At 56.6% G+C, this 23,450-nt stretch carries 16 protein-coding genes and 3 tRNA genes; 8 read left to right on the top strand and 11 right to left on the bottom strand.

Annotation, left to right across the window (positions count from 1 at the left end; translation table 11 throughout):
* Window positions 1-43: 43 nt before the first annotated feature.
* The 3 genes from pbpC to H5P17_RS22610 all read right to left on the bottom strand — a co-directional run bounded on the left by pbpC (window position 44) and on the right by H5P17_RS22610 (window position 8,909).
* Window positions 44-2,392, bottom strand: a complete 2,349-nt coding sequence (gene pbpC, locus H5P17_RS22600; RefSeq protein WP_182825343.1) for a penicillin-binding protein 1C — start codon at window positions 2,390-2,392, stop codon at window positions 44-46.
* A gap of 56 nt (window positions 2,393-2,448) precedes the next feature.
* Window positions 2,449-8,430: an alpha-2-macroglobulin gene (locus H5P17_RS22605; protein ID WP_182825345.1), complete on the bottom strand. Its 5,982-nt coding sequence runs from the start codon at window positions 8,428-8,430 to the stop codon at window positions 2,449-2,451.
* 152 nt (window positions 8,431-8,582) lie between these two features.
* Window positions 8,583-8,909: a YqcC family protein gene (locus H5P17_RS22610; protein ID WP_044553864.1), complete on the bottom strand. Its 327-nt coding sequence runs from the start codon at window positions 8,907-8,909 to the stop codon at window positions 8,583-8,585.
* A 178-nt stretch (window positions 8,910-9,087) separates the two neighbouring features.
* Here H5P17_RS22610 and H5P17_RS22615 point away from each other — a divergent pair, with 178 nt between their 5' ends.
* Window positions 9,088-10,326, top strand: a complete 1,239-nt coding sequence (locus H5P17_RS22615; RefSeq protein WP_182825347.1) for an MFS transporter — start codon at window positions 9,088-9,090, stop codon at window positions 10,324-10,326.
* A gap of 618 nt (window positions 10,327-10,944) precedes the next feature.
* Here H5P17_RS22615 and syd read toward each other — a convergent pair.
* A complete protein-coding gene (gene syd, locus H5P17_RS22620) occupies window positions 10,945-11,496 on the bottom strand; it encodes a SecY-interacting protein (RefSeq protein WP_044553144.1) in 552 nt (183 codons plus the stop codon).
* Window positions 11,497-11,902: 406 nt separating this feature from the next.
* Here syd and ppnN point away from each other — a divergent pair, with 406 nt between their 5' ends.
* Both ppnN and xni read left to right on the top strand, forming a co-directional pair.
* Window positions 11,903-13,267, top strand: coding sequence for a nucleotide 5'-monophosphate nucleosidase PpnN (ppnN, locus tag H5P17_RS22625; protein ID WP_004952240.1), 1,365 nt, complete (start codon window positions 11,903-11,905; stop codon window positions 13,265-13,267).
* A gap of 171 nt (window positions 13,268-13,438) precedes the next feature.
* Window positions 13,439-14,194, top strand: a complete 756-nt coding sequence (xni, locus tag H5P17_RS22630) for a flap endonuclease Xni (protein WP_182825349.1) — start codon at window positions 13,439-13,441, stop codon at window positions 14,192-14,194.
* Window positions 14,195-14,220: 26 nt separating this feature from the next.
* Here the strand turns inward: xni and rlmM are convergent, their stop codons facing one another.
* From rlmM to H5P17_RS22650, 4 genes are all read right to left on the bottom strand, one after another.
* On the bottom strand, window positions 14,221-15,324 hold the full coding sequence (gene rlmM, locus H5P17_RS22635; RefSeq protein WP_044553149.1) for a 23S rRNA (cytidine(2498)-2'-O)-methyltransferase RlmM: 1,104 nt from the start codon (window positions 15,322-15,324) through the stop codon (window positions 14,221-14,223).
* On the bottom strand, window positions 15,317-15,712 hold the full coding sequence (locus H5P17_RS22640; RefSeq protein WP_156033854.1) for a DUF423 domain-containing protein: 396 nt from the start codon (window positions 15,710-15,712) through the stop codon (window positions 15,317-15,319). The genes rlmM and H5P17_RS22640 overlap by 8 nt, the downstream gene beginning before the upstream one ends.
* 52 nt (window positions 15,713-15,764) lie before the next feature.
* The gene (locus H5P17_RS22645) at window positions 15,765-16,682 is read right to left on the bottom strand and encodes a transcriptional regulator GcvA (protein ID WP_044553150.1); all 918 of its coding nucleotides are present in this window, start codon (window positions 16,680-16,682) and stop codon (window positions 15,765-15,767) included.
* 383 nt (window positions 16,683-17,065) lie between these two features.
* Complete coding sequence (locus H5P17_RS22650; RefSeq protein ID WP_004952250.1) at window positions 17,066-17,290, bottom strand: YgdI/YgdR family lipoprotein; 225 nt, start codon at window positions 17,288-17,290, stop codon at window positions 17,066-17,068.
* A 194-nt stretch (window positions 17,291-17,484) separates the two neighbouring features.
* Here H5P17_RS22650 and csdA point away from each other — a divergent pair, with 194 nt between their 5' ends.
* Together csdA and csdE are read left to right on the top strand one after the other, a co-directional pair.
* Window positions 17,485-18,690, top strand: coding sequence for a cysteine desulfurase CsdA (gene csdA, locus H5P17_RS22655; protein WP_182825355.1), 1,206 nt, complete (start codon window positions 17,485-17,487; stop codon window positions 18,688-18,690).
* Between the two features lie 23 nt (window positions 18,691-18,713).
* Window positions 18,714-19,148, top strand: a complete 435-nt coding sequence (gene csdE, locus H5P17_RS22660) for a cysteine desulfurase sulfur acceptor subunit CsdE (protein WP_182825351.1) — start codon at window positions 18,714-18,716, stop codon at window positions 19,146-19,148.
* Here the strand turns inward: csdE and tcdA are convergent.
* Window positions 19,139-19,945, bottom strand: a complete 807-nt coding sequence (tcdA, locus tag H5P17_RS22665; RefSeq protein WP_020828384.1) for a tRNA cyclic N6-threonylcarbamoyladenosine(37) synthase TcdA — start codon at window positions 19,943-19,945, stop codon at window positions 19,139-19,141. The two genes, csdE and tcdA, sit on opposite strands and share 10 nt — an antisense overlap.
* A 303-nt stretch (window positions 19,946-20,248) precedes the next feature.
* Entirely contained in the window at window positions 20,249-21,391 is a 1,143-nt protein-coding gene (mltA, locus tag H5P17_RS22670; RefSeq protein WP_182825353.1) for a murein transglycosylase A, read from the bottom strand.
* A 213-nt stretch (window positions 21,392-21,604) separates the two neighbouring features.
* Between mltA and H5P17_RS22675 the strand changes: the two genes are divergently transcribed.
* The 3 genes from H5P17_RS22675 (at window position 21,605) to H5P17_RS22685 (ending at window position 21,965) form a co-directional block, all read left to right on the top strand.
* Window positions 21,605-21,681, top strand: a tRNA-Met gene (locus H5P17_RS22675).
* Window positions 21,682-21,747: 66 nt separating this feature from the next.
* Window positions 21,748-21,824, top strand: a tRNA-Met gene (locus H5P17_RS22680).
* A gap of 64 nt (window positions 21,825-21,888) precedes the next feature.
* Window positions 21,889-21,965: transfer RNA gene (locus H5P17_RS22685), tRNA-Met, on the top strand.
* A 127-nt stretch (window positions 21,966-22,092) separates the two neighbouring features.
* Here the strand turns inward: H5P17_RS22685 and H5P17_RS22690 are convergent.
* Window positions 22,093-23,450, bottom strand: a 1,358-nt coding sequence (locus H5P17_RS22690; RefSeq protein ID WP_220496945.1) for an MFS transporter, incomplete at its 5' end; no start/stop codon positions are given.

Genomic DNA, 23,450 nt, shown 5'->3' on the forward strand with positions numbered 1-23,450 from the left:
AAAAGCCCAAATTCCGGCGCGAGTATACAGGAGTGCGTCAGGGCTAGTTAACCCATTCGATGGTCACCAGACGACTATCGGCCCGGCCGCGATCGTCTACCGCCCGAATGCGGTACTGCCCGTTGTTGATCGGCCGCCAGTCGATGGCCTTTTTGCTGGCGCTGCTGCCGAGATAAATGTCGTCAACAAACCAGTACACCGTTTTGCTGTCGGCATCGGTCACTGCGTTGAAGGCAATTTTATCGCGTCCCTGCTGCGATTGCCGCAAAGTATAGGTGGTGTTCTTGAGCGGCGAGGTGATGCGCGGCGCATTACCCCCGACGGCAATGCCGTTATCCTTGCAGCGATTTATCGGCGGCGAGCGCTTAGGCAACCCGGCCTGAGCGAACACGTTGGCCAGATCGGAAGGCCAGAACTCAAACACTTCAGTGCGGGTTTGCGCCTGGTCATAGGGCGGACAGGCCACCTCACCGCTGTGAATATCCAGCACCACCGGCCGATAAACGCTGTCGACCTTGATCGGTGACTTGCCGGGAATAAACCAGGTTCTGCCCTTTTGCTGGCACCAGGGGGTAGGTAAATCGCCGCTGGCCAGGCAAATATCCACCCGCCGCAACCGCTTCGGGAATGGCTGTCGGGGCTCCCGCAGCGCGGGATAGCTGGCATGCACACTGTCGATAATATTGAAGAATAACGGTGCCGCTGCATCGGCGCCCACCAGGGCATTATTGCCGCGACTGTCGAAGTTCCCTTCCCACACCACCAGCACGTAGGGCCCGAAAATCCCTACGCTCCAGGCATCGCGAAATCCCCATGAAGTCCCGGTTTTCCAATAGACCGGCAGCGACGATGAGCGCTGCGCCAACGTGTCTCCCGGCCGTCGGTGTTGTCGCAGCATATCCAGAGTAATAAAACTGGCCTCTTCGCTGAGCAAGCGCACCGCCGGCGTCTCCACATCGCTACTCAGCATGCGCAATGGGCGCAATGCGCCGCGATTCGCCAACAAAGCATAGAGTTTCGCCAGTTCCTGAGCGGTAACCTCACCGCCCCCCAATACCAGCGACAAACCATAGTGGTTCTCGCTGGCCATATTCTCGACGCCGCTCAGGCGCAAGAACTGGTAGAACGTCGGCTGCCGCAGCTGCGACGCCACGTACACAGCGGGAATATTGCGGCTAAAATTCAGCGCATCGGTGGCCGTTACCGGCCCGAGAAAACGCCGGTCAAAATTCTCCGGCGCGTAGGCACCAAATGAGGAAGGTACATCTTTCAGAATGGTCATCGGATGCAGCACGCCCTGCTCCATGCCCAGAGCATAGATAAAGGGCTTCAGAGTCGAACCGGGCGAACGCTTGGCATGGGTCCCGTTCACCTGCCCTTGAATCTGGCGGTTGTAATAGTCTGCCGACCCCACCAGCGCCCTGACCCCCATATCGCGGCTGTCCACCAGCAGCACTGCGGCATTGTGGATCCCACGGCTCTGATTGCGGGCAATAAAGGCGTTTACCTGGCGTTCGACCAAACGTTGCAGCCCGACGTCCAGCGTGGTGTCGACGCGGCTGTTTCGCTTCACCCACTGCGGAGTTTGCTGGCGCAGTTGCTCGATAAAGTGCGGTGCTATATAGGGCATCTGCTCGGGTTGACGCAGCGCCAGGGGAAGGCGAAACAGGGCCTGTTGGCTGCTGTCGGTCGCGTAGACTTGCTGCCAGCGCTGGAACAAGCGGTCGCGCGCCTGCATCAGGGCAACGCCCAGCACGCCCGTTTTCGGTTCCAGGCGGTAACTGGGTGACTGCGGCAACACGGCCAGGGTTAACGCTTCCGGCAGGGTCAGGTCTCGCGGTGGCTTGGCGAAATAGATCAGGCTGGCGGCACCGATGCTTTCAATATTGCGACCGTAAGGGGCATAGTTCAGATAAGCTTCCAAAATATCGTGCTTGGAGTAGCTCAGCTCAAGCTGTATCGCACGCGCGACCTGCAGCAGTTTGCCACCCGGCGTACGGGTGTTGAGATGCCAGCGCATGCGCGCCAGTTGCATGCTGATGGTCGAACCGCCCTGCATCCTGCCACCGGAAACATAGCTGCGCCAGAAGCCGCGCGCCAGGCTAACGGGGTTAAAACCGGGATTGTAGTAAAACCACCGATCCTCATGCAGCAGCAGACCACGCACCGCCAAAGGTGAAATGTCTTCCAGCGGGGTCCACAGCCTGTAACGATCGTCATTGGCCAGCGTGATGCGCATCAGCGTACCTTGACGATCATAGTAGGTGGAGGACAGCGGTAATTCTTGCGCCAACGGCGGGTGCGGCCATAGCCGAATGGCGCCAAGCACCAGCGCGAGCAGAAAGACCGCCATCAGGCTGTTCTGCAGCCAGGGTGTTTTCAGGATTTTCATCAGGTCTCAACGCGCTGACGTCGGGCTGCAGAGATTAGCCCGACGTCAGCCACAGCTTATTTATTTTCCGCCGGCACCACCACCAGCTTACCGTTGCCGACCGACATGGCCTGTACTTCACGGTCATACATGGCTTCACCATAGGCCGGTGGGATGACAAAGCTGCCGGTATTGGTCGCTTTGATCTGGTAAACGAACGTCTGCACCTCGGTGCTGGCACCGCCGTAAATGATCACCCGATCTTCACGAATATCGCTGTAATCCGGCGCCCAGCTGGATCCTGAAGCCGACAGCGGTGACTGCCAACCGCTGCTTTGCGCTTCCTCCTCGCTGCCTTCTTCAGCGGCTGGTTCCGGCGGCGTTTGCTGCACCACTTCGAACCCGCCCGGCAACAGATCGACAATCGCCAGATTGCTCAACCCCTCTTTAGCGTTAGCGCGGATTTTCAGATGTACATTGACCTTCTGGCCCAGCGTTACCTGCGTGACCGGTTTACCCTGCTCATCGGTGTAATCGCGGGTGATTTCCAGCCCGCGTGCCAGGGCTTTCTGTGGCGCAGCAAGGTCATAACCTGCCTGAGTCACCGAGTACCAGGCCGGCGCATCGCCGCTGTTGGTGAAGCGGACAGCGGCGGCATCAGCGGTAAACTGCCCTTTGGCAAACAGCCCCTGCAGCTCGGCTATCCGCTGTGGTGCCGCATTGCCGCCTTTACCGATCTGTGTAATCTCTAGCGCACCCGCGTTGACAGACTGCGCCACCTGAGCCGAATAGCTCTCCAGCGCCAGTATGCTCATCGCGGAAGAGTAGGTGGTGTAACGCTCTTCTTTCAGCGCCTTCACCATGTTCTCCAGCACCTGCGGCGGAATCGATGCCACCTTTTCCGGGAAATGGCGGGTAATCAAATACAGCCGCGTCGCATCCTGCACCAGCGGATCAAAGTAATTCTGCGTCCACCAGGCGTTGTCATAGGCTTTGCTCAACTGCTGCCAGCTTGGCTGCAACAGTGCGGCGGCCTCGTCATCCATCTTCAGCAATTGATAAGAAGATGCCAGATACAGCGCGCTCAGATCGGTTTTCCAACTGTCCGGATAGCGTTTTTGCAGCGTATCCTGAACCATTGCCAGCGCATTGGTGGTCACCTCGCCTTGCCGCGTCAGCAGATAGATAGCCCAGCTGCGCAAACGCAGCAGATACAGGTCGTCAAAGCCGCTGGCCGCCAGTTCACGCAGTGCGCCGTTGGCTTCCTCAAGCATGCCCTCCGGCAGCGCATACCCGGCTTCTTCGGCCTCCAACAGATACTGGACCACATACGGCGTAACGAAAGGATCGGCATCCGGCGATGACCGCCAGGCGCCGATGGCCCCGCTGTCATTCTGGCGAGAACGCAACACGCCTAGCAGGTTGCGTAGCTGTTTGCTAACCTCTGCCTGGCTCAGGCCCCCCGCCATTTCCGGATGACGGCTCTGCAGGATCAGCGGAATGGAGCGGCTGACGATCTGCTCAGAACAGTAATAAGGGTAGTCTGCCAGGTATTGAGCCAGCCCGTTGGTCAGCACCAGCGGCGAATGGGAAACCGCCGCCTGGCGCTGTGCATAGGCGTCAAACATCTGACGCAGGCCTTCGACGTTTTGGCTGCTGCCGCTCATCCGTCCCATCACCGTTTGGGTGCGGTACGGCATTGCCGGGCGCACCGAGGTGCTGACCGTGCGGCGGCTGCTCTTGTCGCCATAGCTGGCGTCAAACACCAAAGGTGCATCCCCCAACGCAGATTTGGCACGCAGTCGGAAATTAACCACACCCTCGCGTTTTTCCGCCAGCGACAGACCTTGTACTGCGTTGCCCACCACTTCCAACTGAGGAGGTGGCGTCAAGTGCACGCTCACCGCCACCGGTTGACCGTTCAATCCTTCGAGGTTGTTACTGACGCCCACGCTGACGTCAAACTCATCGCCCGGTGCCACCATCGCCGGCACGTTTGGCGTCATGATGAAGTTGTCCCGTACCGTCGCGGCGGTTTGCGCCTTGCCGATTTTATCCGGCGTGACCGAGATAGCCATGACCCGGATTTTACCGTTGAAGTAATCCGGCACCGGATAGACGAATGACTTCTCGCCGTTCACCTCGGTGATGCCGGACCAGTAGGCGACCGGCTTATCGCGCTTGCGTTTGAACGGGTTCAGGTTGAGATCCAACCCTTCCCCTGCGTCGCCGCCCGGGGCCGCCGTCAGCGCCATCAGCTTGCTGAACTCCGGCAGGATCAGGTCAAGAATTTGCGAGCTGGTGACGCTCAGTTCACGCTTGCTGAAGAAGAACTCCAGCGGATCTTTTAACCGGTAGCGAGCCACCTGCAGGATCCCTTCATCGACGGCAAACAACGCCACCTGCTGCGGGCCGTCGGTTTTCACCGACATGGTCAGATCTTCACCGGGCTTAATCACCGTCGGTGCCGTCACTTGCAGCCCATTTTGCCGTGCGCGGGTGCTGATTTTGAAAGGCATAACGCCGTAACTCAGCGGGCTCATAAAGATTTCGCTGGAGTTGACGTCGCGCACAAACTGCACGTTGATGTAACCGTTGCCCTCCATGCCGGCCGGCAGGCGAATTTTCTGTACCGAGCTGGTGGTGTCGCTATGGAACCACTGCCAGGCGTAAACCCGATCTTTCTCGATGGTGATCAGACCGCTACCGGTGTAAGGCGCGTTGATCGACACCTCTATCTCTTCGCCAGGCTGATATTCCGCCTGGTTCAGCTTCAATTTCAGTTCCGCATTGCGATCCAGCGAACGGCTAAGGTTGGCATTCCCGGCCACGCTGTAGGCAACGCGGTTAAGCACCTTGCCCTGCGCGTCTTCAATCACCAGCACAAAGTCACCCGGCTTGTCGGTCGCCAGCCGCAGATCATTCCCCTGTTCACTCAGTGCCAACGGCTGCTCCGACAGCGACACTTCCTTCATTTTCGATTGATATTTGTAAGCGCCGGAATCCTGCTTGGTCAGCACGGAAATGTATTTCTGCTCGATCAGCACCAGCCTCAGATCCGCCAGGGCAATCTGTTTGAGCGACGGATCTACGGCGATCACATTCAGCTGACGCACCGCATCGCGGTTGATATAGCCAAGATCTCCATCTGCCTTCACGCCAACCAGATAGTCATATGGCGATACCAGGGCTCTGGCGGTAGCCGCCACCGAACGCCCACCGCCGGCGACGAAGGCTTCCGACAACAGCTGCAGCTGATAAGTGGCATCGGCATAGCCTTTGAGATCCAGCGGAATATTAGCCGCGCCCTGCTCGTCGGTAGTGCGCTCTTCCAACTCGGTTTCGAAGCCGTCGCTGTTTTGCCGGTTTTCGTAGAAGGCGTAGTCCGGGAAGCGGTCAAAGCTCGGGTACATGGGTCGCAGGGTCAATCGTGAGGTGACGCGACGATCTTGCGCCGGCGTGCCAAACAGATTCTGCACATCAATATTGGCCTGTAATTCCGAAGGTTTCACCCAGCCCTGTTGACGGTTTGGCGTCAGTTCCAGCTTCACCTTCAACTGATCCGGCTCAAACTCTTTCACATTGACGGAGGTATGACCGAGCAGCGTTGAGGTGTCGTGATTTTTCCCCACCAGGTACAGATAGACGTTCCACTCACCGGTGGGTGAATTCTCATCGGTGGTGTAACTCAGCTCATTGAATCCGCTGGCGCCCAACGTCAGCGGCACCGTGGTCATCAGCTTATCGCGCGGATCGCGGATTTCAGCACGTACCGGCACGCCGGCCAGCCCCACGCCCCAATCGGCGGCGCGGGTGATCAGGCCGATATTAAAGGTGTCTCCCGGCCGATAAACGCCCCGATCGGAGAACAGGTAGCTGCTGAGCGCACGCGGATCGGTGGGGGTCTGTTCACCGGCAATGTCGAAGCGCGAGAAATCCAACCCGCGATCGTTATAGCTGCCGGTCGGCAAGAAGGAAACATCCCCCTCTTTTTCCACCAGGAACATCACCGGCTGGCGCTCATTGGTGTAAACGTCAAGCGCCGGGAAGCGCACGTGACCGTTGGCATCGGTGATTTGACTGAGCAAGGTTACGCCGTTTTTCGCGATCACCGACACTTTCGCGCTGCCGACCGGTGCGCCGCTGTGGATCGATTGCACAAACACATCGCGCGTTTTGTCCTGAGAGCTTTTGGCGACAATGCCCAGGTCGGTCACAACCACAAAACGTGAATCACCGACCCTGTCCTGATCGTCGCTTTCTTCCTGAGGTTCATCGGCTCCTGCCTCTTCCTCCGCCGGTTTCTGGTTCGGCTGCCATTCGGACAGCGTCAGCAGAAACACGCCGCGGTGAGAATCAGGATTGGTGGACAAGTAGCGGGAAAGATCGATGCCCTGATAATTCACCACCCCCGGCTGGTCATTATTGAGCGCGGTCTGGTATTTAAAATGCTCGGTAAAATATTCGTCATCCAGCCGGTTAAACTCGGCGGAAGAGTATTCCCGGCTTTTGAAAGAAACGATGTGCTGCAATTGGCTTGGGATCACCCGTTTGATATCCAGGCGCAGGCCCGCCACGTTGCGCGCGGCAACGCTGATCTGCTTATCGCCGTTTACCGATAGGAGCGACCCTTGCGACATGAACTGCAGGGATTTCGGGAACTCCGGCACCTCAATCACCCGGTAGGCCTTTTTCGGCATTTTGTAACCGCCGTTGGAGACCAGCTGATTGTCGATCTCAAGCAGCATGAAGCGATGCGCCGGGGCATCGAATTTGAAGCTGAACTGCGGCTGGTAGCTCTCTTCAGCTTCGTTGAGCGTCAGAGTCAGCGGCGTTGACTGCGCCAGCACATTCTTGGCGACGCTGTCAGTATCCCACTGATAAAAATCATTCGGGTCTTTAGCGGCTTCAGCATCGCTGGGATCGTGCTGTGGCAGCAACCAGGCCTTGGTCGCGCGCACCAGCTCTTTATCCTTGACGGCGTCGCTGAAAGCGACAATCAGGGCCCGCTGCCCCTTGGCACCCTCGGCGTCGACCACCTGGGCGCTGGCATCGCTCAGCGCCAGGCTGTACAGCGTCGGCACCGTGACCCGGTTGCTTTTCACCTCATCGATGGCGTTGGCGGGCACCGTCGTTTTGATGCCCTTACCGACGGTCAGGTGCACCACACCGCCCTGATCCAGCGCCTGCAGCGGCTCTGAGTGGATCCAGGCGTTGAGTTTTTTCTCATCGTAGACCAGCGAGAAGTTGAGCTTTTTCTCCGACTTGGCGTTGCCTTCCTTCAATCCCAGCGAGACCTGTTTTTCAAAGCTGGTGACGTCCAACGGCGCATTGAACTTCAGATTAAAGATAGCGCTGCGCTTCTTCGGATCCTGCGGGTCCTGGTAATACTCGGCCTGCCCAAGCTGGTAATTAAAAGCGGGCACGTTAAAGGTGTAACGGGTGTTGGCGAGCTTGATCTGCGGCGCCAGTAACGTGGCAGGATCGAGGTTAACCTGGTATTGCGTGCCCATCGGCAGCGGTTTTTTCGGCGTAAAGACCAGGGTTGAAGCGTCGTTCCAGACCCACTGGCCTTCGGCCTGCGGCTTAAGCGTCACGCCCTTGGTCACCGTCTTGCCTACGTCGGTCAAAGGCGCCGCCGAGTGACTGAACGTCAGGCTTAGCTTCTGCGGTGTCGGCTTCTGAACGGCGTAGTTTATCGCTTCAGGGCCAGCGGCCTGCACGTCGGTTTGCTGATACACCATGGGTGCCGGTTCGATCGGTTGCGGTCGGTTCAGCCACCAGTGCCAGCCGTAGACAGCGCCACCGGCGATGCACAACAAAATCAGCAACGCCAGACTGATGGCTTTCGGGTATTTGTTTACGCCGCTTTCCAGCCGCAAAAACGCCCGTTTCACACCGCCAGACAGCGCAGTCCACCAGGCAGGCGCACTCCAGGCAAGATTACCGATCAGCGGCCTGAATAACCGCCCCAGTAACGCCAGGCTCAATGCCAACAGGCGGAATGCACCCTTGATTAACGTAAAAGGCAGACGAAGGATAAACTTTAATAAATCCATTATTGCAGCACCTTATAATCCTTTGCAGATCCCCGGATAAACGGCCAGGTTTTATCGGGTTCGAAAGACGCCGCCAAATACCCTGTCCTGGCGTCTGCGCTAATACATCCATCTGCCGCCTGGCGAAAATCAGCGGCCACGTCGGAATATAATTACGACTCTTTATTCAGCATGTTATCCAATTTCTGCAGCACAACCAGCAGCGGCATGCAGTTGGGCTCATTGTCTTTCAGCGCCTCTTCAAAATAAGGCGTGATGGCAAAGCGCGTAGGTAAAGGCGCATCCGCATCCAGCAGCGCGTACATACGCGGCAGAAACACCCATTGCAGCCAGGCTTCGGCCGACATGCTGTCTACGCAGAAAGGTTCAGTACTGGTGAAGGCCTCAGGTTCAGGCGGCGCGGCCTGCCACAGAGCCAGATCGCGCATTGACTGTTCAATCGCCTGCAAACTGTGGCGAACCTGATTATTTATACTCATCTGCATTCCCGATCTATTTTCATGATGATGATTCAGCCGCGTGGCTGAAAAGCGGCAAAGCATAGCATTTTTATAGCCCAAATTCGGCTGACTTGACTAGCGCAGCCGTTTTTATCTGGTGGCGTCCAGCGCCCCACGGCACAATAGGCCCACCGACTAAACCAAACAGATTAGACACATGCCTGCAATCACACCGACAAAAAACCACGCCACGCCCGGCAAAGCCATGCTGGCTTCGGTCACCGGCTACGCCATGGACGGCTTTGACTTGCTGATCCTCGGCTTTATGCTGCCGGCCATCAGTATCGAAATGGGATTGAGCTCTTCCGCCGCCGGTTCGCTGGTCACCTGGACGCTGATCGGCGCCGTACTGGGCGGGGTGATTTTCGGTCACCTCAGCGATCGCTTTGGGCGTATCCGGGTATTGACCATCACCATCCTGATGTTCTCGTTGTTTACCGGCCTTTGCGCTCTGGCACAAGGCTATTGGGATTTGCTCGCCTACCGCACGCTGGCGGGCATCGGGTTGGGGGGTGAGTTCGGTATCGGCATGGCGCTGATCGCCGAAGCCTGGCCGGCTGAAAAACGCAATCGAGCCTCTGCCTACGTGGGCATGGGCTGGCAGCTTGGCGTATTGGCGGCGGCGTTTCTCACCCCGCTCCTGCTGACGCATATCGGCTGGCGTGGCATGTTCCTAGTGGGCTTGTTGCCCGCACTGGCGTCGTTCCTGATCCGCCGCACCTTGGGAGAACCGGAAGCGTTCGTACGCCAACAAAGCACCGGCGAACAGCTTTCTTTTGCCCAGCGTATCAGGCTGCTGTTCAAAGACCGCGCCACCAGCAAGGCCAGTATCGGTATTTTTATTTTGTGCTCGGTGCAGAACTTCGGCTATTACGGGCTGATGATTTGGATGCCGACCTACCTGGCCAAAAACTTCGGTTTCTCATTAACCAAGTCAGGCCTGTGGACTGCGGTTACGGTGATAGGCATGACGTTCGGCATCTGGCTGTTTGGCGTCTTGGCCGACCGCTTCAGCCGCTGGAAGATTTTTATCAGCTATCAGATCGGTGCGGTGGTGATGGTGGTGGTCTATGCACAGCTTAGCGACCCGACGTTAATGCTGTTTGCCGGCGCGCTGATGGGAATGTTCGTGAATGGGATGATTGGCGGCTACGGCGCGTTGATTTCCGATACTTACCCGGTACAGGCGCGTGCTACCGCGCAAAACATTCTGTTCAATCTTGGGCGCGGCGTCGGTGGCCTGGGGCCATTGGTGATCGGCGCACTGGTGACACAGGTATCCTTCGCTGCGGCAATCAGCCTGCTGGCGGCTATTTATCTGCTGGATATTTATGCCACGCTGTTCCTGCTGCCTAAAAAACAGGTCGATGGCGATACGCTGGGGGCGATTGGTTAACAACTGAGATGAATTCGAGCAGGGTTAAGCCCGTTGACGGCTTAAAGCATAAATCCGTATAAAAAGTTGAGGGCACTGCGCTAACAGTGCCCTCGGTTCGTTTTATAGCAGTCCCGCTACACAGTGTGCTCCCTGCTCAGTCCTTGAAAACTTTTCCTGCGGCCATCCTGACCAAACCATCCTGGCGTTGTCCCGTAGCATCGTCCTGATGCGGTTCCTCAGTCTTCATGACCCGCCAACGGTCCTTTGCCGGCTCTCAATCTCCATCCTGGAGGTGTCCCTGGTTTCAATCCTGAAACATCCTGGCATCTCCTGACGCCGTCCTCCGCTCTTCACTGAGCGCATCCACTTCTTCTTCCTGAAGCTGCATCATCCTGATGCTTTCCAGCTCCGCCGTATCCCTTCCGGTGAACATAAGATCGCTTAATTATCCCGGGTTCACAAGAGCTTACTGGTAGGCTGACAGGAAATTAATGCTAAGAGTTATCCTAAAGAAAAACTAACCAATTGATCTGGATAACAATAAAACCCATATCACCGGCAATGCGGTGAAAATTAAAAGCGATCTCTCACAGCCCGTGTGAGATATATCGCACACGGGCCGTGGTTAAATTAGCGTCAAACGTCAATCCGTGGGCGCAATGCATCGAGAAAATTACCCAGCGAAGCCGCCAGTAAGGTGCGCTTATTGCTGCCAAATTGCTCCAGCACCACATTCCCGCTGACGTTGCACAACGAGACCAGCGTCATTTCTGATTCGGTGGTTGCCAGGAACAACGTCGGTGACAGTTTCAGCCGTTTTTGCGTCACCAGATGGCCGATCAGGTTTTCCTGCAGGCGAATAAAATCATCCTCGCTCCACACCTGCAGCAGGGTGAGATGATGCTCGCCGAACTGCGCGCCCATGTCACCCGCATACTGTTGGGTGTAAAACAGGTTGATGTCGGGCTGCAGACGAAGCTCAAGCGCAGTTTCTACCTTTTCCAACGTCGCTGCCGGGGTGAAGGGTTGCGGCAACCACAGCGCCTGGTCATCGCGGTTTTCGACCAGGCAGGGCGACGGCACGCCGTACAGATCCTGACTTGCCGGCGCATGACCGCGCTCCTGCTGCCAAAGATCAACATAACGCTGGGTGAATTCACGCAGGGCGTGCGGTACATCGTGGTCCATATTTTTTCTCGCATACGGTAAACTGGCGACCATTGTACCTATCTCTCACCAAGGTGACAGCAGATGTCCTCCTATCCCCCCTCCCTGTCAGAATTGACTCTGGGCAAAGCCTGACGGTATAGCACGTTGCCCCCGTCGCGTCGGGTTTTGGACATCAATCCCTGCAGCAGCAAAACAGACTTTGTCCTGTCACCAGATTGCCTGGCATGCCAATAATGCGAAACATTGCTCAACAACTGAGCTAACGAGTGGTTTGTGTTGGTAAAAATCTGGGGACGGCGGTAAGGTTAAATCAGGAGCGCCGGGCATTCCGGTCGGGTTTTGCCGCCGTGCCCTGACAATAACGAGATGCTGTTCTGCTGCGTATGGATTGCTACTGCCCCGTTCCGGGTGCAAAGGAGTTACCTTGATTACACACATCAGCCCGCTTGGCTCTATGGATTTGCTGTCGCAGCTGGAAGTAGACATGCTGAAGCGTACCGCCAGCAGTGATCTATACCGTTTGTTCCGCAACTGTTCGCTGGCCGTTTTGAACTCCGGCAGCCAGACCGACAACAGCAAACAGCTGCTGTCACGCTACGAAACCTTTGATATCAACGTGCTGCGCCGTGAGCGTGGTGTCAAACTCGAACTGGTTAACCCGCCGGAAGACGCCTTTGTCGACGGTAGAATAATCCGCTCGCTGCAGGCCAACCTGTTCGCCGTGCTGCGCGATATTCTGTTCGTTCACGGACAGATTGACAGCGCCGGTCGTTTCCAGCATCTGAACCTGGAAAACTCGGCCCACATTACCAACCTGGTGTTCTCTATCCTGCGCAACGCCCGTGCATTGCACCTCGATGAAGACCCTAACCTGGTGGTGTGCTGGGGCGGCCATTCGATCAATGAAAACGAATATCTCTATGCCCGCAAGGTCGGCAGTCAGCTGGGCCTGCGCGAGCTGAATATCTGTACCGGTTGCGGACCGGGCGCCATGGAAGCGCCGATGAAAGGCGCCGCCGTGGGCCACGCCCAACAGCGCTACCGCAACAGCCGTTTTATCGGCATGACCGAACCTTCAATCATTGCCGCAGAACCGCCAAACCCGCTGGTCAATGAGCTGGTGATCATGCCGGACATCGAAAAACGCCTGGAGGCCTTCGTCCGTATCGCCCACGGGATCATCATCTTCCCTGGCGGCGTCGGCACGGCGGAGGAACTGCTGTATCTGCTGGGTATTCTGATGAACCCGGAAAACAGCGAACAGGTCTTGCCGCTGATCCTCACCGGGCCAAAAGAGAGCGCCGACTATTTCCGCGTGCTGGACGAGTTCATCATGAACACGCTGGGGGACGAAGCGCGTCGCCATTACACCATCATCATCGACGATCCGGCGGAAGTGGCGCGTCAGATGAAAAAGGCCATGCCGCTGGTGAAAGAAAACCGTCGCAATACCGGCGATGCTTACAGCTTCAACTGGTCTATTCGCATCGCGCCGGATCTGCAATTGCCGTTCGAGCCGAGCCATGAAAATATGGCGAATCTCAACCTGTATCCGGACCAGCCGGCCGAACAGTTGGCCGCTGCGCTGCGCCGCGCGTTTTCCGGCATCGTCGCCGGCAACGTGAAGGAAAATGGCATTCATGCCATCGAGCAGTTCGGCCCGTACAAGCTGCACGGCGAGCCGCAGATGATGAAACAGATGGACAGCCTGTTGCAGGGCTTCGTCGCTCAACACCGTATGAAGCTGCCGGGCAGCGCCTATGTGCCCTGCTACGAAATAGTCGCTTAATTAGCCATCCGGGGCGGCCTGATAGCCGCCCTTCTTTTACCTGACTTTTTCGCCTTTACTCTCTATGGATTTCAAGTTGCAGCCAGGCGGAAAGCGTGTTCATCCCCCGGCTCTTACTTAGGGGAGAGTACGTGAAGTCAACAACGCTGCAGCTTGAAAGACGACGAGTTCATGCCTATACACCTACTGATTGTCGACGCCCTCAACCTTATCCGCCGCATTCACGCCGTGCAGGGATCGCCCTGTGTCAACGCCTGCCAGCACGCACTGCAACAGTTGATCCAGCATAGCCGCCCAACGCATGCGGTGGCGGTATTCGACGAGGACGATCGCAGCGAAAGCTGGCGTCACCAGATCCTGCCCGACTACAAGGCCGGACGTTCGCCGATGCCGGAGAATTTACAGCAGGAAATGCCCCAGCTTCGCCAGGCGTTCGAAGCTCTTGGCGTTGCCTGTTGGCATTCGCCAGGCAATGAAGCGGACGATCTGGCGGCAACGCTGACGGCCAAAATTGCAGGCGGCGGCCATCAGGTCACTATCGTGTCCACCGACAAAGGTTACTGCCAGTTGTTGGCACCCAGCGTACAAATCCGCGATTACTTTCAAAAGCGCTGGCTGGATATGCCGTTTGTGCAGCAGGAGTTTGGGGTATCGCCACAGCAGTTGGCGGACTATTGGGGATTGGCGGGGATCAGCAGCAGCAAGATCCCTGGCGTAGCCGGCATCGGACCGAAAACGGCGGTGCTGCTGTTGCAGCAGGCAGGTTCACTGGACGGGCTCTACCAGGCCCTGGAGCAGGTGCCGGAGAAATGGCGCGGCAAACTTCAACAACACCGCGACATGGCCTATGTCAGTAAAAAGGTCGCCACCTTGCGCACCGACCTGACGTTAACCGGTAACCTGCAGCAGCTGCGGTTACCGGCTTAAACCAGGGCGCGGTTGCGCCCTGTCAATCAGTCACGCTCGTCGCGACGCCCACCCACGGCCGACCACATGCGGCGGACGTGTACGGTAACTTCTTCACGATCGTGATACAGCTGCTTGGCATGAATTTGTGAGCTGATACCCGCCGCATCCAAGGCTTCCTTGATCGACTGCAGGTTCTGCGAAACCTCTTCGTAGCGTTTTTTCATCGGCAGCTTCAGGTTGAAGATCGCCTCGCGGCACCAGCCTTTCACCAACCACTGGATCATCAAACTGGTCACCTTGGCAGGTTTTTCCACCATGTCACACACCAGCCAGTAAATCTTGCTGCTGGAAGGTTCATACCTGAAACCGTCGGCACGGTGATGGGTTACCTGTCCGGTATCCATCAGGCTTGGCGCCATCGGGCCATTGTCCACCGCGTGCACCATCATGCTGCGTTGCACCAGTTGGTAGGTCCAACCTCCAGGACAGGCGCCCAGATCGACCGCATGCATGCCGCTGGCCAAACGCTCGTCCCACTCGTCGGCAGGGATAAACACGTGGAATGCCTCTTCCAGCTTCAGCGTAGAACGGCTTGGCGCGTCGGAAGGGAACTTAAGACGCGGAATGCCCATATAGAACGGCGAGTTGTTGTTGCTGAAGGAGTAACCGACATAACAGCAACCCGGCGCGATAAAGAACACGTGCACCACTGGACGGGTTGCATTCTCACGCGCCATCAACACTTTCTGCTCACGCATCGCAGCGCGCAACGGCACCGTCAGTTTGCGACAGAACTTCATCAGCTCTTTGCTTTCGTTGGTGTCCGGCACTTCTACTCGCAGCTCACCACCACGGTCGACCACGCCAATCAGCATGCCGACGATCGGCGATACGCGATCTTCCGGCGGTAAATCGCGCAGCAGCTCACCCACCACCAACATCTGGCGGGCAAAAATCAGTTCACGGAACGGAATTTCCCGCGCCAGGCGATCGGCATCGTCCGGCTGATAGCACTCGAAAAGCACGTAGCCGCTGTTGTCCTTCACTCTGGCGAAACCAAACACTTCCAGTTCGGCAGCCTTGGCGGTAATTTCCGCCGCACACTCTTTTTCAAAACCCTGGCGGCAATACAACGCAATCTTATTCATGGCGCTCGGCCTTTTTCCTCAGACGCAAAGCGCCAATCAACATCAATACCCAACCGGCCAGGAAACACACGCCGCCAATCGGCGTGATATAGACCCAGACCTTCAGGTGCGACAGCGCCAGACAGTACAGGCTGCCGCTGAACAGTACGGTGCCGAGCGCCAATAACGCCCCGCTCCAGTAAAACCACAGGCTGACACGGCGTTGCATCGCCACCGCCAGCGCCAGGATCGTCAGGGTATGAAAGCCCTGATAGTCCAGCCCGGTACGGATCCAGGCCATCTCGTTAGCGCCCAGCGTGCCACTTAATACGTGTGCGCCAAACGCGCCCAGAGCAACAAATACAAAACCACTGATAGCGGCAAAAATCAGCATTGAACGACTGCTCATCGTTATTTACCTTTATTGAAAAAAACCGGCGGCGACAAAACGGCGACCGGCCTCATTGTTCGTAGCGAAAGCGGAACTTTTCTTGCTCGCTGGCTGCCCGCGCCAGGATCCACTGACGAAAGGCGGCTATTTTACCCAGTTCTGCCTGACTGTCATGACATACCAGATAAAAAGCATTTTTACTGACCAGGACGTCGTTGAACGGGCATACCAATCGCCCGGCCTCGATCTCGGTCTGCGCCATCACGTTATTGACCAGTGCAATCCCCTGTCCATGCACTGCAGCCTGAACCACCATGGCGCTGTGGCTGAAAATCGGCCCCTGCTGCACATTGATGTGCTGCAACCCCAACTGGCGCGTGTAGGCCAGCCAGTCGCGGCGTGAAGTATCATGCAGCAGCGTGTGATAAGCCAGATCGCTCGTCATTTTTAACGCATGTTCGCCGGTAAGCAGGCTGGGAGAACATACCGGCAGCAGGTATTCCGCGTATAAACGTTCTGCGCGCAACCCTGTCCAGTTGCCGCGGCCATAGAAAATAGCCACGTCAACGTCATCCGCCAGCTTGTCTTCTTCACGGTCCACCGCCTGGATACGCACGTCAATTCCCGGATAAGCTGAGTTAAAGCCGGACAGACGAGGCACCAACCACTGAATGGCAAAACTCGGGGGCAAACTGACGGTCAATGCCCCCTTGGCGCTGCGTGCCTGTAACTTGCGCGTAGCCTCATTGATCGAGGAGAAGATTTCCTTGATATCCAGATAATAACTTTGCCCTTCTTCCGTCAACAACAGCGAGCGGTTGCGGCGCCGAAACAGCTTCAGGCCAAGGAAGTCCTCCAGCGACTTGATCTGGTGGCTCACCGCGGCCTGGGTGACAAACAGTTCTTCAGCCGCTTTGGTAAAACTCAGGTGACGGGCAGCCGCGTCAAAGACCCGCAGTGCATTCAGAGGTGGTAAGCGTTTAGACATTTATTAGCTACTTTTGTGTAACAATATTCCGAGTGATTCGGCATAAAAAATCAGGCGGCGTTGTGTGCCGTGCTATAGGCACAGAACAACAAAGCACTACCATTAGTTTTTTTAATCCGAGCCATTATAAATTGTCCGTTGAGCATGCGCCAGCAAATACCTATAGTGGCGGCACTTCCCGGGCCGGAACGAAAAGGGATTGGGTGTCGAGGACGCCGATGAACTTTTGGCTTGTGGTTGTGATGTTGTGTTTGCAAATTGTCTGGCAATCCAGACGTGGTAGCTAAGCTACTGTTTTTTCACTTCCTGTACATTTACCCTGTCTGTCCATAGTGATTTTATGCAGCACCGCAAGCTTTGCGGTGCTTTTTTTTGCCTGACGTTTACTGGTTGCTTTCAACCATTTCTTTCACGTCGGAACGGTTGATCTGCTGCTCAACGCCGTTGGCATCTTTATAGCTGATCATACCGGTGTCGTTGTCCACTTTTGGCTTGCCGTCGGCGACAATAGTGCGCCCATCATTGGTGTGCATCACGTAATTGCTGGAGCAAGCTGCCAGGGTGAACGTAAGCATCAGAGCAGAGATAACTGCGGCTGTCTTCTTCATTGTGGACTCCTTGTAGTTTTAAATGCTGTAAAAACCCTTTCTATTATTCAACGCCATTATTTAGCGCGTACTTATTAGCATAACAAACTTTCCCGAGATTTCCAGGCGATAAGTCCTAATGGTCGGGATAGCTTGTCTCCAGCCGTAAAATAAGACAGGATCAATGATTGACTCCAGCCAGTGACAATCAGGGTATGACACCTTTTAATCCCATCGACTTCCGTAATCAGTTTCCTGCATTGCAGCAGGCGGGCATTTATCTCGACAGCGCCGCAACCGCATTAAAACCTCTGGCGGTCATTGCTGCTACGCAGCAGTTTTATCGTGACGATGCGGCTACGGTGCATCGTAGCCAGCATAGGGCCGCACAGGACCTGACCGTCCGTTTCGAGCAGGCGCGCCAACAGGTCGCGACACTGATCAACGCCCCTTCAGCCGATGACATTATCTGGACCCGCGGTACCACCGAAGCGATCAACCTGGTTGCGCAAAGCTATGCTCGTCCCCTGCTGCAACCGGGTGACGAAATCCTGGTGAGTGAAGCAGAGCATCACGCCAATCTGATCCCCTGGTTGATGGTGGCGGAGCAAACCGGCGCCCGGGTGGTAAAACTGCCCCTTGGCGCAGATCGCCTGCCGGACCTGACCCTGTTGCCAGGGCTGCTCAATGCTAAAACCCGTCTGCTGGCGCTGGGGCAGATGTCCAACGTCACCGGCGGTTGCCCGGATTTGGCGCACGCCATCAGCCTGGCCCACAGCGCCGGCGCACGCGTGATGATTGACGGTGCGCAGGGCATAGTGCACTGCCCCGCTGATGTTCAGCGGCTTGATATTGATTTCTACGCGTTCTCCGGCCACAAACTCTATGGCCCAACCGGCATAGGGGCGCTGTACGGCAAGAGCGAGTTATTGGCGCAAATGGCACCATGGCAGGGCGGCGGCAAGATGCTGACCCAGGCATCGTTCGAGGGGTTCACGCCGCAAAAGCCTCCTCACTGCTTTGAAGCAGGCACGCCCAATATCGCCGGCGTGTTGGGGTTAGCCGCCGCACTGGAGTGGCTTGGCAATCAGGACATGTTGGCTGCCGAACGCTACAGCCGTGACCTGGCCGATAACGCCGAGCAAAGGTTGGAGTCACTGTCGGGCTTTCGCAGCTTCCGTTGCTCAGGCTCCAGCCTGCTGGCATTCGATATTGCCGGCATCCACCACAGCGACATCGTGACCCTGCTGGCAGAACAAGGCATCGCAGTGCGTGCCGGCCAGCACTGCGCCCAACCGCTGATGGCGGCGCTCGGGGTCAGTGGTACACTGCGCGCCTCCTTCGCACCTTATAACACCCAGGAAGATGTCGATGCTTTGGTCACAGCCCTGATCAACGCTATCGATCTGCTGGCCGACTAGACTGAATGAACACCGGAGACGCTATGCTTGCCCCCCACCCCTTTGGCCGTGAAATCACCGCCGGGGCGCTAATCGAAAAATTTACCGCCCTGAAGCAGTGGGAAGATCGCTATCGCCAACTGATCATGCTGGCAAAGCAGCTGCCCCCGTTGCCGGAAGCATTACGCGCAGCGGAAATGGAATTGAGCGGCTGTGAAAACCGGGTCTGGCTGGGGCATCAGTTGCAGGAGGACGGGACGCTGCATTTTTATGGTGACAGCGAAGGTCGCATCGTACGCGGGCTGTTGGCGGTGCTGCTGACGGCGGTAGAAGGAAAAACGCCGCAAGAAATCGCGGCGATGGACCCCTTGGGGTTGTTCGATCGGTTGGCGCTACGCGCCCAGCTCAGCGCCACCCGAGCCAGTGGACTGGAAGCGCTGGCTGCCGCAGTGAAGGCGATAAGCGCCCGCTACGCCTGACGCGCGGCTTTCGCCACCATCTTTTTCAGCGCGTGGGAAACGGCAACAAAGCCAAAGGTCGCGGTAACCATGGTTGCCGCACCGAATCCCGCACTGCAATCCATTCTTTTTGGCCCTTCAGCAGTGCTGCGCGACGCGCAAACGCTGCCATCCGGCTGCGGGTAAACCAGGGGTTCGCTGGAAAACACGCAGTCGATGCCCAGCTTGCCCTTGCTGTTCTTCACCACGTTGAAATCATTTTTCAGCCGTTCACGCAGCTTGGCCGCCAGCGGATCCTGAATGGTTTTCGCCAAATCCACCACCGCAATCTGGGTTGGGTCTATCTGTCCACCGGCACCGCCGGTGGTGACCACAGGTATCTTGTAGCGACGGCAATAGGCCAGCAGTGCCGCCTTCGGTCGCACGCTGTCAATCGCGTCGATGACGTAGCTGAAATTGTTATCGAGCAGCTCGGCAACGTTGTCCGCCGTAATAAAATCGTCAATGCAGGTCACCCGACACTCAGGGTTGATCGCCAGAATGCGCTCCGCCATCACTTCCGTTTTTGACTGCCCGACATGCTGGCGCAGCGCATGGATTTGGCGATTGGTGTTGGTGACGCAGACATCGTCCATATCAATCAGCGTGATAGCGCCGATGCCGGTACGCGCCAGCGCTTCTGCCGCCCAGGAGCCCACGCCGCCGATGCCAATCACGCAAATGTGCGCCTGGGCAAACAACGCCAACGCCTGCTGACCGTATAAACGTGCCGTGCCGCCAAAACGCTGCAGATAGGCTTCAGAATAGGCTGTGCTCATAACGCTTTTATTACCTTAACTTTGCAAATGATAAGGGCCGGAGGATCCGGCCCTTCAGATTATTGACAAAGGGGGATAAAAGCGTGGTTTTTCCCCCTTTGTGTTATCAGCCGAAAATCAATAAATTGATTTTCCAGATTTATTTTCAAAATCTTTAGCGCCTGCCGCCAAACATTATAAGTTTGTCAGCAGTCGCAAGGACCGGAAAACCCGGCCCTTGCGGGTCAATTTCGGTATACCCGTCGCCTTTCAAGCCACAATCAGACGACCAGACTGAAATTCATCGGGTAAAACCTGATGCCGTTAACGGGTGACCAGCAGCGAACCGCCGGAGGCGGAGCGGGTCTGGCTGGTAAACAGCGGCGCGTTTACGTTGGCGCCTTTGAGCACCCAAACGCGGCCATAGTGGTTGTAATAACCCGCCGAGTGGCCGGCGTCAGCCCCGATGCCCTGGTACATATCGAAGTGCTGGCCTTTGATCGCCCCACCCACGTCCAGCGCCACCATCAGACGCATCTCATATTTTCCCGTGAATTTACCCTTGTTGTCCAGCAGCGGTACCTCCGCCAGCAGCGTGGTGCCCGCCGGGATCAGTGAACGGTCGGAGGCCACCGAGGCTTTGGCGATCAACGGCACCGCACTGGCCCCGCGAACCGGCGCAAAGGCTTCAGGACGGAAGAAGACAAAGGAAGGGTTCTGTTCCAGCAGCTCACGCACTTCTGCCGCGCTGTGGGTATCCGCCCACTGACGAATCGCCTGCATCGACATATCCGCCTTGGCCACTTCACCGCGATCGATCAGCACTTTGCCAATGCTGCGATAAGCATGGCCGTTTTTGCCGCCGTAGCCGAAGAACACCAACGGCTGGCCGTTGCCGTAATCCACATAGCCACTGCCCTGGACTTCCATCATAAAGTTGTCCATCAGGGAGTTGGTGTACGCCACGATATAACGGTCATCCAGCGCGCCTGAGTAAATGCCCGCGCGATCGGGCAGGCGGCCTTTTCCTTTTGGCGGCATGCGGTACAGCGGATAACGGAACTCACCCTGCTGGGTATAGCGCGCCTGTACTACCGGCGTGTAGTAACCGGTAAACTGAACGTTGCCGTAGTTGTCTACGCCTTCCATCTGGTAAGCGCTGAGGCCGTACTGGGTCAGGTTGCGCGTATCGGCGCCGGAGGCCATCCAGCTCTGTACTGCCTGATAGGTAGTGTTGTTGCGATTAAAAAGTGAAGGAGAAGCGTATTTGATCTCCATCAGCTGATCTGAATAATCCTTGGCATTAACCGGAACCCCTTTCGCGTTGGGTTGGTTCACCAACTCCAGCGACTGATCCAGACGTCCATCCTTATATTGCTGTCCCCGATCGGTCGGCTTAGACGAACAGCCTGCCAGTATCGCCACCATTAACCCGCCCAGCAGGTATTTGCCCCAACGTCCTTTCATCGCGCACACTCTCAACTGATATGATCTCCCGCCGAACGATAACAAACGCCCATAGATAAAGGAATCGCCGCCTATAAAAAAAGCCCCTGGTCAGATAATGGTGAAAAAGAACGCAAATTGCGGGCTAATTCGTCAGAAAGGCCGTTTTAGTTCAATAAAATGCAAAAAGGGTTGCAACAAAACGCACGGAGAGTATAGTGCGCTTCCATCGGACGCGGGGTGGAGCAGCCTGGTAGCTCGTCGGGCTCATAACCCGAAGGTCGTCGGTTCAAATCCGGCCTCCGCAACCAACCGATACTGCAACAGCAGTATCAAGTAAAAGGTTGGATTCGATGAAAAAAAAGGTATTATACGGACGCGGGGTGGAGCAGCCTGGTAGCTCGTCGGGCTCATAACCCGAAGGTCGTCGGTTCAAATCCGGCCCCCGCAACCAACCGATACTGTACCAGCGGTATCTTATGAAAGTTGGTTTACGATAATACAAGCATTAAGACGGACGCGGGGTGGAGCAGCCTGGTAGCTCGTCGGGCTCATAACCCGAAGGTCGTCGGTTCAAATCCGGCCTCCGCAACCAATCTTAATGACCACAGACAAGCACCTTAACGGGTGTTTTTTTGTATCTGAAATCCGCCAATCCCGATTTTACTCCAGCCAACAACGCCCTCTCCCTGACGTCAATGAAATCAGGTTATCACGCCCGATCAATCATAATGACTTTCGCGTTTTTGCAGCCACATCGCCCATACGGCCAGCGCAGACACCACCGCCGGCACAGCCGCAAGCAGCAACAGATCGGATGCCATCCAATGGCGGGCAATCAACGCAGCGCCCAACAGAGGCCCGAGCATCGAAGCGCCCCGCCCGATACCCAATCCCCAGCCTAATCCGGTTGAACGCAAAAATGTCGGGTAACCGCCGGCAGCCAGCGCATTTACCCCCGGCATGCCCCCGACGACGAAAACGCCCGTGACAAAAACCGAGCTGAAAAGCATCAGCAGATTTTGCGGCTCAAAACCTATCGCGGCTATTGAAATGGCCGCGATTGAAAAGCCCGTGATAAGCACGCTGTAAGCCCCGAATTTATCAATCAGGCGGCCAAGCGCCAGGGTACCTAGAACCCCGCCAAACTGTAATGCTCCAGTGGCCAAATTAGCGATTTCCAGCGACAACCCCGCGTCCTTGATCAGGGTTGGCAGCCAATTTGCCAAAAAATAGAGATCGATAAGATTCATAAAATTCACCAGCCAAAGCAGCAAGGTGAACACGGCGCGGTTATCTCGAAAGAGATCAACCACCGTGGCTTTGGCGCGCTGCATGCCAACATGGCTGTTGGAAAGATCGACGCTCATGGCCTGCTGCTCCGGAAACACTTTTCGCAAGGTTGAACGAATTGCCGCTTCTCCCTTTCCGCATCTCAACATCCATTGTGCCGACTCCGGCAGGTAGGCCCACATAGAAATCGCCAGGATAATCGGCAAAAGCCCCCCGAGAATAAAAATAGCCTGCCAGCCGACGAGCGGGATCAGCAAAGCCGCGGTAACGCCACCCAAACCGCCGCCGATCGCAAAAAAACAGGTAATCGCAGTGATATAGGTCGCTCGCTGGCGTAAGGGGCTGTATTCGACAACCAACGCAATGCAGTTGGGCATCACGCCGCCTAAGGCTATACCCGCAAGGAAACGGAACGCCATCAGTTGGTTAACATTCTGGGCGAAGGCAGAACACAGGGTGAATACGCCAAAAATGAGCGTGGCAGAAATGATGGACGGCCTGCGCCCAATGCGATCGGCAAGCCAGCCCAGAGCAAAGGCACCGATGGCAATGCCGGCCAATCCGGCGCTGAACACCGGGCCCAACACCGCAGTTTCCAGCGACCAGGCATCCCGAATGGCCGGTGCGGCATAGCCCATGGCCTGGATATCGAACCCATCACACATAAGACAAAGCGCGCACATAATCAGCAAAAGCACTTGGCCGCGACGCGTCCCCGTGCTGTCTACCATTTCCTGAATGCTCTGCATTCCTTCGTTTGCGGACATTGACACGGGATATCCTTTTC

Source organism: Serratia sp. OS31 (assembly GCF_014164835.1).
Classification (GTDB): domain Bacteria; phylum Pseudomonadota; class Gammaproteobacteria; order Enterobacterales; family Enterobacteriaceae; genus Serratia; species Serratia liquefaciens_A.